The sequence below is a fragment of the Streptomyces sp. genome, from assembly GCF_019510245.1.
Lineage (GTDB): Bacteria > Actinomycetota > Actinomycetes > Streptomycetales > Streptomycetaceae > Streptomyces.
The window spans coordinates 1-16,246 of record NZ_JAEKKT010000154.1; the positions used below are offsets into that span (position 1 = coordinate 1).

Sequence of the window (16,246 nt, forward strand, 5' to 3'; positions counted from 1 at the left end):
GCCACGCGTACGGCTATCTCGCCACGGTTGGCGATGAGCACCCTGCGCATGTCAGGACGCCTGCCGGGCGTGCTGGAAGCGGTCCGCGCCGGTCTCCAGCGGGCCCAGGGAGCCGTCGAAGAAGATCAGCGGTTCCAGGCCGTGCTCGGGGACGCCGAGCTCCACCACCTCGCCGATGACGATGTCGTGGTCGCCCGCGGTGTGCACGTCGACCGTGGTGCAGGTCAGGTGGGCGAGGGCCTCGCTGAGCACGGGCAGCCCGTCCTCGGTGAAGTGGTGCGGGACGCCCTCGAAGGCGCTCGCGCCGGCGGTGGCCCGGCGCCCGGCGAAGTGCCGGGCCAGCGGCTGCTGCCGTCCGGACAGGAAGTTCACGGTGAACCCGCCGCTGCGCTCCAGGAGCGTGTGCAGCCGGGACTGGTGGTGCAGGCAGAACAGCACCAGCGGGGGTTCCAGCGAGACCGAGGTGAACGAGTTGACGGTGGTGCCGTCCGCGTCGCCGTCGGGGCCGGTGGTGATGACCGTGACACCGGTCGTGAACAGGCCGCACACGCGGCGCAGGTCCAGCGGTTCGACGGGCCGGGTCTCTTCGGCGCGGGACAGCGACCGCGCTGCTGCGGACATGCGGATCCCTTTCTGGCTTGGCTGGGAGGGGTCAGAGGAGCTTGCGGACCTTCGCACCGGCCTTGAGGATGCCGAGCAGGAACTCGCGGCCGACGCTGTTCATCTCGGCGGGGGCCTCGACGGAGGCCCAGTACAGGAAGCGGGCCATGGTCAGCGTGGAGGGGTAGATGAACCGCCGCTCCTCGTCCTTCCAGCCGAAGACCGGGTTGACGACCGGGGACTCCTTGAGCAGCCCGAAGACGATGTCGGCCGCCTCGTCGCCGGTGAGCGCGCCGGCCTCGTACTTCTCGCAGGTCTCGGCGGTGGTCTCCAGGATCCGCTTGAAGGAGTCGCTCTGCGGCCACCACAGCCCCGGGTACGCCACCTTCTCCAGCTCGTCGAAGTGGCGTACGTCGTGGTCCTTGAAGTGCTTGAGGCGGGCCCGGGTCAGCCGCATGGTGCCGGGGGTGATGAAGGAGCCCCAGACCCGGAAGACCGCGTTCCACAGCCGGAAGTGGGAGAAGGCGATGAAGGAGCTGTTGACCAGGTCGTCGTTGTACTGGAGCAGACCCTGCTCGACGCGTTCGACGTACTCGAAGCGCTCGGCGGAGAAGTCGCCGTCCTCGAGGGCGGGGATCAGCCGGGAGGTGAGCGCGTCGACGACCTCCATGGTGTTGGACAGGCCGCGGGAGAACAGTGGGTCGAGGAAGCCGGCCGCGTGCGACATCAGGCACCAGCGGTCGCCGATGGTCTGCTTCGAGGAGTACTGCAGCCGGTCGGTGGAGATCCACTCGCGGACCCGGGTGGCGCCGTCGAACTGGCGCTTGACCGCCGGGTACTTGTCGAGGAAGGACTGGAACTCCTGCTCGGGGGTGAGGTCCTTGGGCTTGGGGTAGGTGCGCTCGTCCATCGTCAGGCCGACGCTGCACAGCGGGTTGCGGGACTTCGGGTGGTTGTCGAAGGGGATGATCCAGAACCAGCCGCGCTCGATGAGGTGGTGCATGGTGCCGGTGTGCCAGTCGGCCGGCGGGCGCAGCTCCTGCGGGTGGCCGCTGACGTCGTCGAACCGCTTGATGCCGACGTAGTGCGTGAACATCGAGCGGGAGTGGTGCTTGAAGCGGGCGGTGGGCTTGTCGCGCAGGTCGAACTTGTCGGCGAGCGGGGAGCGGAAGCCGGAGGCGTCCACCAGGTACTTCGCCCGGTACAGCTCCGGTTCGGCGCCGGGGGCGGCGCTGCGGCCGAGGACGGTGACGCCGTCGTCGTCGAACTCGACCTCGTTCGCACGCCAGTTCTGCCGGGGGGTGCAGCCGTATTTGATGGCCACGTGGAACATGAAGGAGTCGCTGTCCTGCCGGAACATGTGGCTGTTCTGGTGGAATATCTTCGGCAGTGCGAGCTGGGTGGCCTCACGCGGGTTCGGCTCTTTTCCCACCTCGTGCTTCATGAAGCCGAAATGCGCCTTCGTGCCGAAGGTCGGGCCGATGTCACGGGTGGAGGCCTCGACACTCGCCAGGCTTTTCAGCTCGGGAATGTCGTGGCGTTCGGAGAGGATGTGGATCCATTCCACGAGCTGCGGGGTCATGGACTCGCCGATGGCGAAGCGCGGGTGCGCGGCGGCGTCGACCAGCAGCACCTTTGCACCGTGCTTGGCCAGGACGGCACCGGTGACGGAGCCGGCGAGGCCGGAGCCGAGGATGATGACGTCGAAGGTCATGTCCTCGGGTATGCGCGCCGGTTCCGGCGCGCCGTCGGTCTTCTGGGCGACCATGACTGTCTCCTTCGTCGAGGGGCGGTGCGCAACGGGAAATCAGCATGAAAAAAGGCCCCTCGCGGCCCTTCCGGAAGGACATCGGAAGGGCGGTGCGAAGAGCCTTGAAAAGGGCGCGGAGTATCCGCTGAATTAAGCGTGACATCCTTTGGCCAGAGGGTCAACCCCTGGCGGGGACGGATGACTTGGTGTCCTCGGCGAATGCCGGACCGGAATGCGTCGGGGCGAGGAGTTTCAGCAGCAGTTCCCGCAGTTCGTCCGCGCCGCCGGGCCCGAGCATGGCGGAGACGTCCGCGGCGAGCCCCTCGACGGCCCGGGCCACGACACCGAGCTGCTCGCGGCCGAGGTCGGTCACCTCGAGGGCGTAGCGGCGCCGGTCGTGCGGGTCCCGGCCACGGCGCACCAGGCCCAGCTTGACGAGTTCGTCGACGAGCTGGGAGGCGGCGGGCCCGGTGATGGCGAGCAGTTCGGCGAGCCGCTGCTGGGCGATGGGACCGAGCACCTCGAGGGCGGAGAGGGGGCCGTAGTGCCGCACCCTGAGGCCGGTGCCGGCCAGCTTGTCGTCGCCGTGCTTGCGCAGCCGGTGGTGGGCCTGCCCGACCAGGTACTCGGTGCCCTGCACGAGGGGCTGCGCGGACTCGGGCAGCAGCCGGGCCAGCAGCTCGTCGAGCCGGGCGGTCTCCTCGTCCGTGAGTACGGCGGTGAGCCGGGCGTCCCGCTCGGCGACCGCCCGCCGCCTGGCCCCGACGGCCTCGCGCCCGCGGTCGGTCAGGGAGAGCACGTACTGGCGCCGGTTGTCGGGGTTGCGGGTGCGCCGGACCTCGTCGCGGGCCTCCAGCCGGTCGATGACGCCGACCATGATGGTGCGGTTGATGCCGAGCCGTTCGGCGAGGTCGAGCTGGGACTCCCAGTCGCGGCCGGTGAGCGCGTCGAGGACCAGGAAGTCACGGGGGTCGCTGTCACCGCCGTCGTCGGTGGCGGCGAACTGCGCGTAGACGCGGCGCAGGAGGTAGCCGATGAAGTCGGTGAGCGCGTCCGGGAGGACGCCGGGGACCTCCGCGGTCTGCTCGGTCCGGGTCACCGGGCCGCGCTCGTCGTCGCTCTCGTACCGCAAGACAGCACCTCCTGCCCGAGTATATCGACGGCTTGCCCACCGGTGCCGGTACCGGCACGGCACGTACCGGGGAACCGGCGACCCCGCCCGCAGTGGTCAGGGCGGGGCCGCCGGGGCCGGTCACAGGGCGACGGGCGGGTGCTCGGCGTCCTGGTGCTGGGGACGGGTGCCCGGGAGGGTGGCCAGGGCCACGATCAGGGCCAGCAGGTAGAAGCCGCCGCCGAGCAGGAACCCGTACGAGTAGCCGGTGGTGAGGGCGTGCGGGACGCTGCCCGGCAGCTCGTGGTTCGTGATGGCGGTGGCCGCCGCCGCGAGGGCCGCCAGGCCGATGGCGCCGCCGATCTGCTGGGCGGTGTTGACCAGTCCGGAGGCCGCGCCGGTGGCCTGCGGGGCGACCCCGCGGACGCTGACGATGGTGACGGCCACGAAGACCATGCCGAGGCCGAGACCGGCGACCAGCTGGGCCGGCAGCAGCGCGGCCCACGGGGTCTGGCCGGGCTCGATGAAGCTGAACCAGACCATGCCGGCGGTGCCGATCAGCAGACCGAGGGCGATCACGTTGCGTTCGGGCAGCTTGGCGAGCAGCTGCGGGCCGACGCCGCCGGCCGCGATGCCCATGCCGAGGGCGAAGGGCAGGTAGGCGACGCCGGTGACCATCGGGGCGTAGCCCTTGACGAGCTGCATGTAGAGGGTCAGGAAGTAGAAGGTGGCGAGCATGCCCGCGCCGACCAGGAACATGATCAGGTTGGCGCCGACGCGGCTCTTGTCGGCGAGCACCCCGCGCGGGATCATCGGCGCCCTGCTCGCGCGCTGGACGAGGACGAAGGCGAGGATCAGGACGAGCGCGGCGCCCAGGCCGATCAGGGTGACGCCGTCGCCGAAGCCCTTCTCGCCGGCGCGGTTGATGGCGTAGACGAGCGAGCCGAAGCCCAGGGTGGCGGTGAGCGCGCCGGGCACGTCGACCTTGCCGCGCTCGCGCTCGCCCTCGACGAGGACGCCGGTGCCGAACAGGACGGCCAGGGCGATCGGGATGTTCACGAACATCACCCAGCGCCAGCTCAGGTACTCGGTGAGCGCGCCGCCGAGCAGCAGGCCGACGACCGAGCCGAGGCCGCCCATCGCGCCGTAGACGCCGAGCGCCTTGTTGCGGGCGGGGCCGGCCGGGAAGGTGGTGGCGAGCAGGGACAGGGCGGTGGGGGCGGCGATGGCGGCGCCCGCGCCCTGGATCACCCGGGCGGCGATGAGCAGTTCGCCGCTCTGGGCGAGGCCGCCGAGCAGCGAGGCGGCGGTGAACAGGACCAGTCCGGTGCGGAAGACCCGGCGGCGGCCGAAGAGGTCACCGGCGCGGCCGCCGGCCAGCAGCAGCCCGCCGAAGGCCAGGGCGTAGGCGGTGACGATCCAGCCGAGGCCGGACTCGCTGAGCCCGAGGGCGCTCTGCATGCTGGGCAGGGCGACGGCGACGATCGTGTTGTCGAGGACGAGCATGAGCTGGGCGGCGGCGATCACGAGTAACGCCAGTCCGAGTTTGCCGTCCTGCTGCGGCGGGGCGGCGGCCTTGGGGACGGCCTGAGTGCGGTCTTGCAGCGACATGAGATGTCTCCGTGTCTGTCTCAGGGTTGGGGGTTGTCGAGCGGAGCCCTCGGGTCCGGTCAGCGGCTGGTGGAGGGGGTCCTGGGGGTCCAGATGGCGAGGTCCTCGTAGGCCTTGCGCCAGTCGTTCTCGTAGGCGTTGCGCAGCGGCTCGGGCATCTTGCCGAGGATGTTCGCGACCTTCGCGGCGTCGATGTCGTCGAGCATCCAGGGCAGGTAGCGGGCGGAGTCGTCGCCGATCCGGGTGCGCTGCTCGGCGGAGAAGTCCTGCCACTGCTCCTGCGAGAGCGTGATGTCCATGAGCTGCAGGGCGTCCCGCTCCTCGTGGTCGAGGTGGCCGCCGAGCTTGGTGTAGAGGGTGTCGGTCAGGCCGGTCAGGCGCTCCAGGCCGGAGTCGCGGTCGGCGAGGGCGGCGTCGATGTCGGCGAGCAGCGGGTCGATGACACCGTGCTCGGCCTCCATGTCGGCGAGCAGGGCCAGTTCGGCGTCCTTGCCCACCAGCGCGGCCTCCATGACCGGCCAGATCTTCACGTCCTCGGAGGTGTGGTGGACGGTCAGGAACTTCTTGAACAGCTCCCAGCCGACCGCGGCGCTCAGGACGTGCCGGGGGTCCTCGTCGACCCGCGCGGTGATCCGGGCGATCCGCTCCAGCTCGCGGCGGAGCGCGTCGTGGATGGCGAACATCATCGTCATGTCGAGGTTCTTGAAGTCCTGGCTCATCGTTCTCTCCCTCACTGCCTCACTGCTTCGTCGTACTGCGAGAGTATCGTCAACCCACTTATCTATCAAGCTTCCAACTAGCAGCCTTCCAACCATCAAGGCTAGAACTATTCGCCGGTCGGCGGCTGACGCCGCTGTCGCGCCCGCAGGCGCAGGTCAGCGGGTTCTCGCGATCTCCAGGGCGGGCTCGTCCTGGCCGATTCCGGCCGTCTCCTGCCCGGCCTCCTCGTCGATCCCCTTGCGGATCCGGGTCAGCGCCGGGGTGGTCATGGCCGTGGTGAGCAGCGCCATCAGCACGAGGACGGTGAACAGCTCCGGCCCGATGACGCCCAGCCCGAGCCCGATGTTGAGCACGATCAGCTCGGTCAGGCCACGGCAGTTCATCAGCGCGCCCAGTGACATGGAGTCCCGCCAGTCCCGGCCGGAGAGCCGGGCCGCGAGCGTGCTGCCGCCCCACTTGCCGACCACGGCGACCGCGAGCACGGCGCCCGCCCACAGCCACTGCGTGCCGCTGCCGCCCAGCAGCCCCACGTCGGTCTTCAGCCCGGTGCTGACGAAGAACAGCGGCAGCAGCACCGGCACCGCGAAGGCCCGCATCCGGGCCGCGGTGGCCTCGATCCGCCGGCTGCCGCGCGGGGTGACCACCCCGAACAGGAACGCCCCGAACAGCGCGTGCACCCCGATCCGGTCGGTGGCGCACGCGGCCAGGCTCAGCCCGCTGAACAGCACGACCAGCACGACACCGTCGGCGTACCGGCGTTCCGCCCGCGCGGCCCACCTGGCCAGCAGCGGGCGTACCACGAGGACCATCACGGCGGCGAAGACGAGCGCGTACCCGGCGGTGGTCAGGGCCTCCAGGGGCGAGCTGCTCTTCGTCACGGCCACCACCGCGGCCAGCAGGCACCAGGCGCTGACGTCGTCCACCGCCGCGCTGGCCATGGCGAGCGCGCCGACCCGGGTCCGGTACAGGCCCCGGTCGGTCAGGATGCGGGCCAGCACCGGAAACGCGGTGATGCTCATCGACACCGCGATGAACAGCACGAACGGCAGCTTCCCGACGCCGGGCGGCGCGAAGTCGCCGTACATGCCGAGGGCCAGCAGCGTGCCCAGCACCAGGGGCAGCGCGATGCCGGCCTGGGAGACGGCGACGGCCGTTCTGCTGTTGCCACGCAGGGACTTGAGGTCGAGTTCGAGTCCGACGAGGAACATGAACACGAGCAGGCCGATGTTCCCGAGCACGCCGATGTACGGCAGCGCCGACTGCGGGAACAGCCACGCCTGACCGCCGGGCCAGAGCCAGCCCAGCAGGGACGGGCCGAACAGGATGCCGACGAGTATCTCGCCGACGACGGGGGGTTGCCCGAACCGTCTGAGCAACTGGGCACCGGCCCGGCAGGCGAGGATCACCACAGGCACGGCGACGAGAAGGGGGGTGAGCGGATCGGGGGCGGCGGCAGCCATCGCGTTCTCCTCATACAGGGGGGATCAGGTGACGCGCCCCGTCAGGGGCGCGGGGGAACTGCGCGACCAGCCAGATCGGACCTGCGGTCGGTCCACCACGGATCTCGGCTCCTTCTGCGCATAGCAGTGCCGGGCACGGTGGTCAGGCGGCTGCCGCGCCGTCGGGGCTGGTCGCGCAGTTCCCGCGCCCCTGACGGGGCGCTGTTGCGGGCGGTGCTTTCAAGTGCCGTAGGGACGCGCGGCCTTGGCCTCGCGCAGCGCGGTCGCCCACCACGTGAGCTGGTCCAGCATCAGCTTGGCCGCGGCCTCGGCCCCGTCGGCGTCCGCCGCGAAGCGGCCCTCCGCGTCGTAGTGCTCCAGCACCCGCGGGAAGGTCACGACGTCCTTCATCCCCACGCAGTGGAACTCGGCGAAGATCTGCCGCAGATGCTCGATCGCCCGCACCCCGCCGGCCATGCCGAGGCCGTAGCCGACGAACCCGACCGGCTTGGCCTCCCACTCGGTCTGGAAGCTGTCGATGAGGGTCTTCAGCGGACCGGGCACGCTGCGGTTGTACTCCGGTACGACGATCACGTACGCCTCCGCGCCGGCCAGCCGGGGCCGCAGCGCCGCCGCCCGCGGGTCGGCCTCGTCGAGGCTCGCCGGCAGCAGGTGCTCGGCGACGTCGACGACGTCCAGGACCAGGTCGTCGCGGCGGGCGGCGACCCGCGCGAACCAGCCCGCGACGTCCGGGGCGAGCCGCCCGTCGCGGGCGGAGCCGACCAGCAGCGCCACCCGGACCGGCCGGGTGACCAGGCCGACGGCGGTCACGACCGGGCCGCCCGCAGCCGCGCCGGCTCCTCGACCGGCGTCAGCGCGAGGAACTCGGTGGCCTCGACCCGGGAGAGGATCCGCCGGGTCAGGGCGGGCATCTTCGTCGTACCGTCGTCGGTGAAGACCACCGGTCCGGTGACCCGGACCCGGCGGCCGCGCGTGGTGATCTCGCAACCGCCCGCCGCCAGTACGTTCTTGACCCAGTCGGAGCCGGGCCCGTACGGCAGTGTGATGACGATGTCCGCGCCGCGCCGGAACAGCTTGACGGGCGTGGCGAACTCCCGCCCGGACTTACGGCCGCGGTGGTGCACCTTCCCGAAACCGGGCAGCCGGCTGAACAGCGGCCCGACGAAGTGGTTGGCGAACCGCCGGTTGAAGCGGGCGACTTTCCTGTCGATCGGCATGTCTCAAGTCCCTTGCTCCGTCGGGTCCTTGGCGTTCTGGTGGGTCTGCCGGGAGATGGCGGCGTACGGCGCCCGGCCCCCGCCGCCGTCAGCGGGGGCCGGGCGCGGCCGGGGTGGCGGATCAGGCCGCGGGCTTGCCCGCACCCGGGCCGCCGGCCGGGGTGAGCGGGCCGGCCGGCTTGCCGCCGGACTTGAGGAAGCGCTCCAGGGCGAAGTTGTCGACGATGCCCCAGCGCTCGGCGATCCGGTCGCCCTCGAAGCGGAACCAGATGATCGCCTGGTGCTGCACCTGCAGCCCGGTCGGCTGGATGCCGATGAACGGGCCGGTGTGCCGGCCGTGCATGACCCAGCGGATGGCGGCCTTGTCGCCCATCGATATGAAGTCGAGGATCTCGTACTTGATGTCGCTGAACGCGGACTGCTGGATGCGGATGGTGTGCTTGAAGGCCTCCGGACCGCGCATGGAGTCGTCGTGGCTGCCGTGGTTGCGGAAGTCGGCGGTGAGGTAGCGGTCGGCGGCCGACAGGTCGCCGAGGTCCAGGCCCTCGTGGAAGACCTTCTCGATCAGTTCCTTCTGCTGGTCCGCGGTGAGCGTGGTCGGCATGGGTGGGTTCTCCTTGGCTGAAGTGGGCGTGTTTCCTCGGGTGTCGAGGGTCTTTCGGTCGACCTGGGTCACTCCCCTGGGCACGGCGCCGGTGGTCCACACGATCCGCAACCGGAGCCGGTCGAACCGCCAGCCCTCGGGGGTGCGCCGGGCCGTGCCGGTGAAGCGGCCGCCGAGCTGGAAGTACTGGGTGGGGTCCGGCGGCAGCGGCGAGCCGTGGTGCACGTGGGACGCGATCAGGCTCCAGCTCAGTTCGGCCCGTTCGCCGTCGACGTCGACCTGGGTCTCCGAGCCGTGGTGGTGCGTACGGCCCCAGCGCGCCATGATCTCGGTGGTGAAGCCGGCCACCCCGGCGAGGCCCTGGTGGCTGCCGACCGGGAACGTCATCTCGATGTCCTCGGTGAACAGGGACCTGGCCCAGGTCTCGTCGAAGCCGCCCTCGTCGAGGCCGGCCAGATAGCGCCCGGCCAGGTCCCGCAGGCTCAGCACGTCGGTGAGCCGGGCGACCTCGGCCGTCATGACACCCGGCGCGCTTCGGTCCGGGCGTCCGTCGCGTAGATCACGACGTCGTCGGGGCCGTGCACGACGGCCTTGCCCTCGCCGGTGAGCGTGTCGCCGTCGTGCCGCGCGGTGATGTCGATCTGGATGTACGCGGCCCGGTGGCCGTTGGGGCTGATCTGGGTGACGTCGAGGTTGAAGTCCTCGCGCAGGGAGAACTCCAGCGAGTCGTCGCCGGTGACGGTCCAGGCGCCGGTCCCGGTGCTCTTGCGCGTGGTGACCGAGAGCGAGCCGTCCGGGGCGAAGGCGACGGTGTACTCGTCCACCTCGCCGTCGTGCGTGACCGTACCCGTCCATTGACCGACGGGTGTCCAGGTGGAAACAGGCATCGACCACACTTCCTCAAGTCGGGGCGGAAGGAAAACAAAAAATCCGCGCCCCGGTCGGGACACGGATTTCGAGAAGGATGCCTCGGGCTCGAATGCAGAAGCCCGGGAGAAGCGCCGCCGCCGTCAGGGCATGGGGGCGCCGAAAAGAGTGTGACACCTCTGTTCGGTTGCGTCAACTTCCCTTTAACTGAAGTGAGTTGATAATCAGACGGGTAATCGAAGAAGCCCCCGCGGCAGGGGGGATGGGCCGCGGGGGCTGCTTCGTACCGGATCCCCGCACGGATCCGGTTTTCTTGCGGGGTGATGGTCGGTGAATTCCGTGCGGCGGCGAGGGGTCACTCGAATTCGCTGCGGTTACCGGGGCTCGCGCCGCCTATTCCGTCTCGCTCCTGCGCGCCAGTGCGAAGAGTTCGTCGAGGTCGTACTCGGCTCGCCGGGGGCCGCCGTGGCGGGTGAGTTTGCCGCGGCTGGCCCATTTGCGGATGGTCGCCTGGGTGACGCCCATCGCGAGGGCCGCCAGTTCCGTCGGCACCGTGCGCGGCTTCGCCGTTGCGGTCGCCGTCTCGCTCGCCGGCCCGGCCGGACGGTTCGGCTCCGTCATGTCGTCACCGCCTCCCGGGTCCGGTTCGCGACCAGCAGCCACTGGCGCGGCGGCAGTGCGTGGCCGGCGTCGCAGGTGACCTGCTCCGGCACCCGGTCGCCGCCGTCCGCCGGCAGGACGCCGTAGAGCGTCCCGGCGCACTCCGGCCGGGTGCACGCGCCGAGGGTGAACCGGCGTGCCGGGCCCGGGCCGAGCAGGTGGCGGAAGTCGGCGAGGAGTTCGGCGAGTTCCTCGTCGAGGTCGGCGCCCGCCGGGTGCCCGGCGAACCAGGGCAGCTGCCCGCGCAGGAACCCGACCAGCGCGGTCACCCCGCGGCCCGCGGGCCGGGCGCCGGCGCGCTCGTCCACGACGAGCCGCGCCCACAGCGCCATGACCTCGGTCGCCCGGGCCCGCAGGGCCAGCGCCCGTTCGTCGAGCACGATGCCGACGGTGGCACGGCTGCCGCTCACCCGCTCGCGCAGCACCCGGGCCCCGGGCACCAGCGCCTGGTCGCTCTCCCGGTACAGGTCGAGCAGGGTGCGCAGGCCGCCGTCGATCCGGTCCAGGCAGCGGACGCAGATCCGGCCGCAGCGCCTGCGGCAGTCGCGGCTGACGTGGTCGTCGGTGAGTCGCTCCGGCTCTTCCATTCGGATCCCCCGAATCCTCGGTCCGTGTGGAACTGCATCCAGTCTCAGGGGGGCGGGCGGCCGGTTCAACGCACGGCGGTTCAGGCTTCCCACAATCCTCCGCAGCTCTGTCAGCGGAGTGTCAAACCTGTGCCAAGTGGCCGGATTCGACCCCTGTTACAAACAGACCTGTCTGATTGAGGATCACCGCGGAGCCTCGCTCGGCACGCATGTTTCCGGACATCCACCCCTGCGGCCAGGGACGTTGGGATTCTGTGTAGATCATGGGGAGGTGGACCTCCCCCGGGGCCCTCCCATTAAACAGGCATGGTTGTATGATTCTTACCACCATTGGCACCGGTGCCCGCAGGCAGTGCATGTATCGGGCACACTGTTGGCAGGGAAGGCGGGTACGACCTGATGCAGGCGCGATCCGAGCACACGCGTCAGGCTCTCGTCCATGCCACCGCCGAGCTCATCGCGGACGGTCGGCTGTCCGACGCGGGACTGGTCAACATCTGCCGCCGGGCCGGGGTCAGCCGGGGGGCGCTCTACCACCACTTCGCCTCCACCACCGCGCTGACCGCGGCCGTGTACGAGGAGGCGAGAGCACGGGTGGAGGCACTGACCGAGGAGGCCTTCGCGGGGCCGGCGGCGGACGCGCCCAAACGCTTTCTGTTCGCGCTCGGCGAGGCCATGCGCACCGAGAAGGTCGTCCGGGCGGGCATGCAGCTGGCCGCGGACGGCTCGGCCGGACCGCCCCGGCTCCGCGACGACCTGCTCGCCGCGGTCCACGAACGGGTCACGGAGGCACAGAAGGAGTCCGAGGAGCCGGCCGGGGACCTCGCCGACCTGGCGGTGGTGATGGCCGCGGGCATCGAAACTCTCGGGCACACCGACCCGGGCTGGTGGGACGGCGAGATCACCCAGCGCCTGTGGCGGCTGCTGCGCCCGCTGTTCGACCGGGACCGGCCGCCGGGCCGGGGCGGCGAGCGCAGGATCTGAGGGAGAGCGGGCCGGTCAGTCCTCGGGCGGCGTCGTGCGCAGCCGCCCGACCAGGCCCGGCGTGGCGAGGCCGGGCAGCAGGAACTTCCACAGGACGCTGGTGCGTTCGGGCAGGTCGGCGCGGCCGGTGTAGGCCTGGGACATGATCTGCAGGCCGGTGAAGGAACCGACGATCAGCGCGGTCACCTCGCGCACGTCCACCCCCGGCAGGATCTCGTCCCGCTTCTCCGCCTCCTGAAGCAGCGTCAGAATGATGTCCATGGACTGCTCGTAGGTGGTCTGCGGCGGGCAGTCGAACGACGTCTGCTCGGTCGTCAGCCGTACGCTCGCGCGCAGTACCGCGTCGTGCTGCAGGCGCCGGGCGAACTCCAGGGTCAGGTCGATCACGGACTGCAGCCTGACCGGCCGTTCGGGCACTTCCAGGGCTTCGGCATGGGCCTGCACCAGGGCGAGCGCGATGGCTTCCTTGGAGGGGAAGTGGTGGTAGAGGGACCCCCGGGTGAGGCCGGTGCGGGCCAGGATCTCGTTGGTGCTGGCGGCGTCGTAGCCGCGCTCGTCGAAGACCTGGGCCGCAGCCTCCAGGATCGATCGCCGTGATCGCTTGCCGCGTTCCTGCTGAGCCATGCCAGATCCTTACGCTCTCCCGCTGAATTCAACAGACTGGTCTGTATCGTAAGCCGCATCGGCGGCCTACGGTCAGTACCGCGGCGGGAGTTGTCAGAAAGCGGTTCACCGGCCGTGCGCCGGAACCTCGCGTGACCTCGGAGGACGTGCGGGGGCCTCAGGGGCTGCCGATCCTGAAACCGACCCCTCGGACGGTGACGATCCAGGCACTGGAGCCCAGTTTGCCGCGCAGGGTGCCGACGTGGGTGTCGACCGTGCGGCCGCGCGGCGACCACGCGTCGTCCCACACCTGGGCCATGATCTGGCGGCGCGGGATCACCGTGCCGGGCTGCGAGGCCAGCAGGTGCAGGAGGTCGAACTCCTTGCGCGTCAGGTCGAGGGGCCGTCCGTCGAGGACGGCCGTGCGGGCGCCCGGGTCGATGCGCAGCGGCCCGTGGGCGACGACCCGGCCGGCGGCCGGCTGGTCCGCCGGCTGGTCCGCCGGCCGGACCCGCACCCGGCGCAGCACCGCCTCCATCCGGGCCAGCAACTCCCGGAAGCCGTACGGCTTGACGAGGTAGTCGTCCGAGCCCGCCTGCAGGCAGAGCACGCAGTCGAGCTCCGAGCCGCGCGCGGCGAGGGCGATGATCGGCAGGTCGCTGACGGCCCGGATGCCCCGGCACACCTCGAGGCCGTCGAGGTCGGGCAGGTCGAGGTCGAGCAGTACCAGGTCGGCCTCGCGGTGGCCGCGCAGCGCCTGGGCGCCGGTGGTCGCGCCGTGGGTCGCGTAGCCGTGCCGGGCCAGCCCCTGCAGGAGGGGGTCGGCGGCCCGTGGGTCGTTCTCGACGACCAGGACGTGCAGCGCTCCCGCCCGGGGCGCGCCGTACGCGGGGGCCGGGTGCGCCGGATGCCCGGCCGGGTGACCGACCGGGACGAGCGGGCCGTGCGAGCGGTGGTGCCGCGGCGACGGCGCCACGAGGTCCGCGTACTGGCGGTTCATCTGCTCCCCCTGAGGCACATCCACGTCATCTCGGACTGCGGGTTCACAACCGACCGTACCAAACAGACTTGTCTGATTGTCAACCGCCCAGGCCGACGGGCGCGGCGCCCGAACCGGCTTTCATCGCCCCTACCGTGAGCTGCGATTTCGTCGGAATACCGGACAAGTGGGAGGTGGGACTCCGTTAAGTCGCCCCGCGGAAAGACTTGACCAAGGGCCCGGCGCTTCAGCTGAACCATACAACCTTGCACGTTTATTGGTCGCAATACCGACATAGCGGTCGACTGACATCGATGGCAGACCCCGAAGCGGCCCCGACTCGCCCAAGAAATCGCCTCGCCCCTTGCAGAACCGGACCGACCTGTCTGTATCTTGTGGTGCAGAACGTCGGCCACGGGGGGTGACAGCCGGCGTACGGCTTGTTGCCCCCTCCTTTCCGTCACACCGACACAGGAGCGCTGCACATGCCGCACCTCACCGACCGGGCCATCGCCCCGAAGCCGCTGCTTCCCGGACTGACCACCACTGTGCCGCGTGAGTACGTCCACCGCGCGGCGGTCTCCGAAGTCCTGCTCACCGGCTGGGAGCGCGACGAGGCCCCGCACGGCGACGGCTTCGACGGCTTCGTGGTCCGGGCCCAATGGCCGCGCAGCCACGCGCTGTTCGCCCCCGACGGCGGATACCAGGACCCGATGCTGCTGATCGAGTCGATCCGCCAGATCGGCTCCCTGCTCGCCCACGCCGAGTTCGACGTGCCGTTCGGCCACCAGTTCCTCATGTCTGACATGTCCATGACCACCGAGCCCGGGCTGCTCGTCGCGGACGCGGTCCCCACCGACGTCGAGATGCACGCGGTCTGCCGGGACGTCGTCCGCCGCGCGGGCCGGCTGCGGGAGATGCGCTACGACGTCACCGTGGTGCGGGAGAACGGGGCTCGCGCCACCGCCTCGGCCGCGTTCCGCTGTATGAGCCCGGAGGTGTACCGGCGCATGCGCGGGGAGCGCCCCACCACCACCGACCGCACCCCGCCGCCGGCCCTCGACCCGGCCGCCGTGGGCCACGCCACCGCCCGGCACGTCGTCCTGGGCGAACCCGCGACCGGCACCTACGGCAGATGGGAACTGCGGGTCGACACCGCGCACCCGACCTACTTCGACCACCCGGTCGACCACATACCCGGCATGTTCCTCCTGGAGGCCGCCCGGCAGGCCGCGCACGCCCGCACCGGGGCACCCTGCGCGCTGCTGCTCGGCATGCGCAGCGAGTTCACGCGGTACGCCGAACTGGACGCGCCCTGCTGGATCACGGCCGACCCCGAACCGTACGGCGGCTCCGGCGACCTGCTGGTGCGGGTGGCCGGCAGCCAGCGGCAGGAGACGGTCTTCACCGCCGAACTCGTCCTGCGGCCCCGTGTCCGCTGACCTCGACCGCTCCCCGGGAGAGCCCCGTGCCCGTCCTTCTCATCACCGGTGCGTCCGGGTTCGTCGGGACCCATGTGACGCGCGAGGCACAGCACCGGCGGGCCGACCTCAGGCTCATGAGCCACCGCCGGTCCCTGCCGCGGACCTGCGCCGGGGCACGGGCCGTGCACGCCGATCTCACCGACCCCGGCTCGCTGCGCGGGGTGTGCGACGGGGTCGACGTGCTCCTGCACTGCGCGGCGCAGATCGGCGGCAGTGCCGCGGCCAACGAGGCGGTCAACGCGCGTGGCACGGCGGCGCTGGTCGCCGAGGCGCGGCGGGCCGGAGTGCGCCGGATCGTCCAGCTCAGCACGGCCTCGGTGTACGGCCGCGGCACCTTCCGCGGTCACCGGCCCGAGGAGCTCGCCCGCAATCCGGGCTCCGTCACCTCCCGCACCCGCGCGGCGGCGGAGGACGCGGTCCTCGCGGCCGGCGGTGTGGTGCTCCGGCCCCATCTGGTCTTCGGAGAGGGGGACATGTGGGTCGGTCCGACCCTGGCACGGCTGCTGCGGGCCCTGCCGGGAGTGGTGGCCGGCTGGCTGTCCCGGGCGTCGGTCATCGGTGCACCGGACCTGGCCCGGCTGCTCGTCGCCACCGCGCTGGCGCCGGACGGGGTCCTGACCTCGCGGGTGTACCACGCCGCGGATCCGGCGCCGGTCACCGTGGGCCGTGCGTTGCGGGCGGTCGCCGACTGTGCGGGGATCGACTGGCCACGTGACAACCTCACGGTCGAGGGGGCCAAGGCGATCCTCGCGGCCAAGGGGGTCGCGCCGGGCGCGCTCGACATCCTCACGACGGACCACTTCTTCGCGGCCGACGACCTCTGGGCGGATCTCGGTCAGGGTCCGGGGGGAGGGTTCGCCACGTGGTTCGGCCGGGCCGAGCCGTGGTACCGCTCGATCCTTGCGACGAACTGACGTTCCGGCCTTTTCTGTGCGGCGATTCTGCTGTGCGCCGAAGGGGGTGCCGGGGTCTGTCGTCGGGCGGCTGCGGGGTGAGTCGTAGCCGGTCG

17 protein-coding genes are annotated in these 16,246 nt (G+C 71.1%); 3 read left to right on the forward strand and 14 right to left on the reverse strand.

Annotation, left to right across the window (positions count from 1 at the left end):
- Positions 1 to 51: 51 nt before the first annotated feature.
- The 12 genes from JF597_RS28135 to JF597_RS28190 form a co-directional block, all read right to left on the reverse strand.
- The gene (locus tag JF597_RS28135; protein ID WP_294001977.1) at positions 52 to 621 is read right to left on the reverse strand and encodes a flavin reductase family protein; all 570 of its coding nucleotides are present in this window, start codon (positions 619 to 621) and stop codon (positions 52 to 54) included.
- A gap of 31 nt (positions 622 to 652) precedes the next feature.
- Positions 653 to 2,368, reverse strand: coding sequence for a tryptophan 7-halogenase (locus tag JF597_RS28140; protein ID WP_294001979.1), 1,716 nt, complete (start codon positions 2,366 to 2,368; stop codon positions 653 to 655).
- Between the two features lie 160 nt (positions 2,369 to 2,528).
- Positions 2,529 to 3,449: a MarR family transcriptional regulator gene (locus JF597_RS28145; RefSeq protein ID WP_366916456.1), complete on the reverse strand. Its 921-nt coding sequence runs from the start codon at positions 3,447 to 3,449 to the stop codon at positions 2,529 to 2,531.
- A 153-nt stretch (positions 3,450 to 3,602) separates the two neighbouring features.
- A complete protein-coding gene (locus tag JF597_RS28150; RefSeq protein WP_294001982.1) occupies positions 3,603 to 5,072 on the reverse strand; it encodes an MFS transporter in 1,470 nt (489 codons plus the stop codon).
- A gap of 59 nt (positions 5,073 to 5,131) precedes the next feature.
- Positions 5,132 to 5,791 (reverse strand): hemerythrin domain-containing protein, encoded by a 660-nt coding sequence (locus JF597_RS28155; protein ID WP_294001983.1) that lies wholly within the window; start codon positions 5,789 to 5,791, stop codon positions 5,132 to 5,134.
- 156 nt (positions 5,792 to 5,947) lie between these two features.
- On the reverse strand, positions 5,948 to 7,252 hold the full coding sequence (locus JF597_RS28160) for a cation:proton antiporter (protein WP_294001985.1): 1,305 nt from the start codon (positions 7,250 to 7,252) through the stop codon (positions 5,948 to 5,950).
- A 219-nt stretch (positions 7,253 to 7,471) separates the two neighbouring features.
- Positions 7,472 to 8,062, reverse strand: a complete 591-nt coding sequence (locus tag JF597_RS28165; protein WP_294001987.1) for an NAD(P)H-dependent oxidoreductase — start codon at positions 8,060 to 8,062, stop codon at positions 7,472 to 7,474.
- Positions 8,059 to 8,469, reverse strand: coding sequence for a nitroreductase family deazaflavin-dependent oxidoreductase (locus JF597_RS28170; protein ID WP_294001989.1), 411 nt, complete (start codon positions 8,467 to 8,469; stop codon positions 8,059 to 8,061). Before JF597_RS28170 ends, JF597_RS28165 begins: the two co-directional genes overlap by 4 nt.
- 121 nt (positions 8,470 to 8,590) lie before the next feature.
- Positions 8,591 to 9,592: an ester cyclase gene (locus tag JF597_RS28175; protein ID WP_294001991.1), complete on the reverse strand. Its 1,002-nt coding sequence runs from the start codon at positions 9,590 to 9,592 to the stop codon at positions 8,591 to 8,593.
- On the reverse strand, positions 9,589 to 9,960 hold the full coding sequence (locus JF597_RS28180; RefSeq protein WP_294001992.1) for a dehydrogenase: 372 nt from the start codon (positions 9,958 to 9,960) through the stop codon (positions 9,589 to 9,591). The genes JF597_RS28175 and JF597_RS28180 overlap by 4 nt, the downstream gene beginning before the upstream one ends.
- A 373-nt stretch (positions 9,961 to 10,333) precedes the next feature.
- Complete coding sequence (locus JF597_RS28185; protein WP_294001994.1) at positions 10,334 to 10,561, reverse strand: hypothetical protein; 228 nt, start codon at positions 10,559 to 10,561, stop codon at positions 10,334 to 10,336.
- Positions 10,558 to 11,187, reverse strand: a complete 630-nt coding sequence (locus JF597_RS28190) for an OvmZ protein (protein WP_294001996.1) — start codon at positions 11,185 to 11,187, stop codon at positions 10,558 to 10,560. Before JF597_RS28190 ends, JF597_RS28185 begins: the two co-directional genes overlap by 4 nt.
- A gap of 399 nt (positions 11,188 to 11,586) precedes the next feature.
- Here JF597_RS28190 and JF597_RS28195 point away from each other — a divergent pair, with 399 nt between their 5' ends.
- Positions 11,587 to 12,171: a TetR/AcrR family transcriptional regulator gene (locus JF597_RS28195; protein ID WP_294001998.1), complete on the forward strand. Its 585-nt coding sequence runs from the start codon at positions 11,587 to 11,589 to the stop codon at positions 12,169 to 12,171.
- 15 nt (positions 12,172 to 12,186) lie between these two features.
- Here the strand turns inward: JF597_RS28195 and JF597_RS28200 are convergent, their stop codons facing one another.
- Together JF597_RS28200 and JF597_RS28205 are read right to left on the reverse strand one after the other, a co-directional pair.
- A complete protein-coding gene (locus tag JF597_RS28200) occupies positions 12,187 to 12,795 on the reverse strand; it encodes a ScbR family autoregulator-binding transcription factor (RefSeq protein ID WP_294002000.1) in 609 nt (202 codons plus the stop codon).
- Between the two features lie 157 nt (positions 12,796 to 12,952).
- Complete coding sequence (locus JF597_RS28205) at positions 12,953 to 13,774, reverse strand: response regulator transcription factor (protein ID WP_294002002.1); 822 nt, start codon at positions 13,772 to 13,774, stop codon at positions 12,953 to 12,955.
- A gap of 464 nt (positions 13,775 to 14,238) precedes the next feature.
- Between JF597_RS28205 and JF597_RS28210 the strand changes: the two genes are divergently transcribed.
- Positions 14,239 to 15,195 (forward strand): ScbA/BarX family gamma-butyrolactone biosynthesis protein, encoded by a 957-nt coding sequence (locus JF597_RS28210; protein WP_294002003.1) that lies wholly within the window; start codon positions 14,239 to 14,241, stop codon positions 15,193 to 15,195.
- Positions 15,196 to 15,221: 26 nt separating this feature from the next.
- Positions 15,222 to 16,151 (forward strand): NAD(P)-dependent oxidoreductase, encoded by a 930-nt coding sequence (locus JF597_RS28215; protein WP_294002005.1) that lies wholly within the window; start codon positions 15,222 to 15,224, stop codon positions 16,149 to 16,151.
- The last annotated feature ends 95 nt before the right edge of the window (positions 16,152 to 16,246 follow it).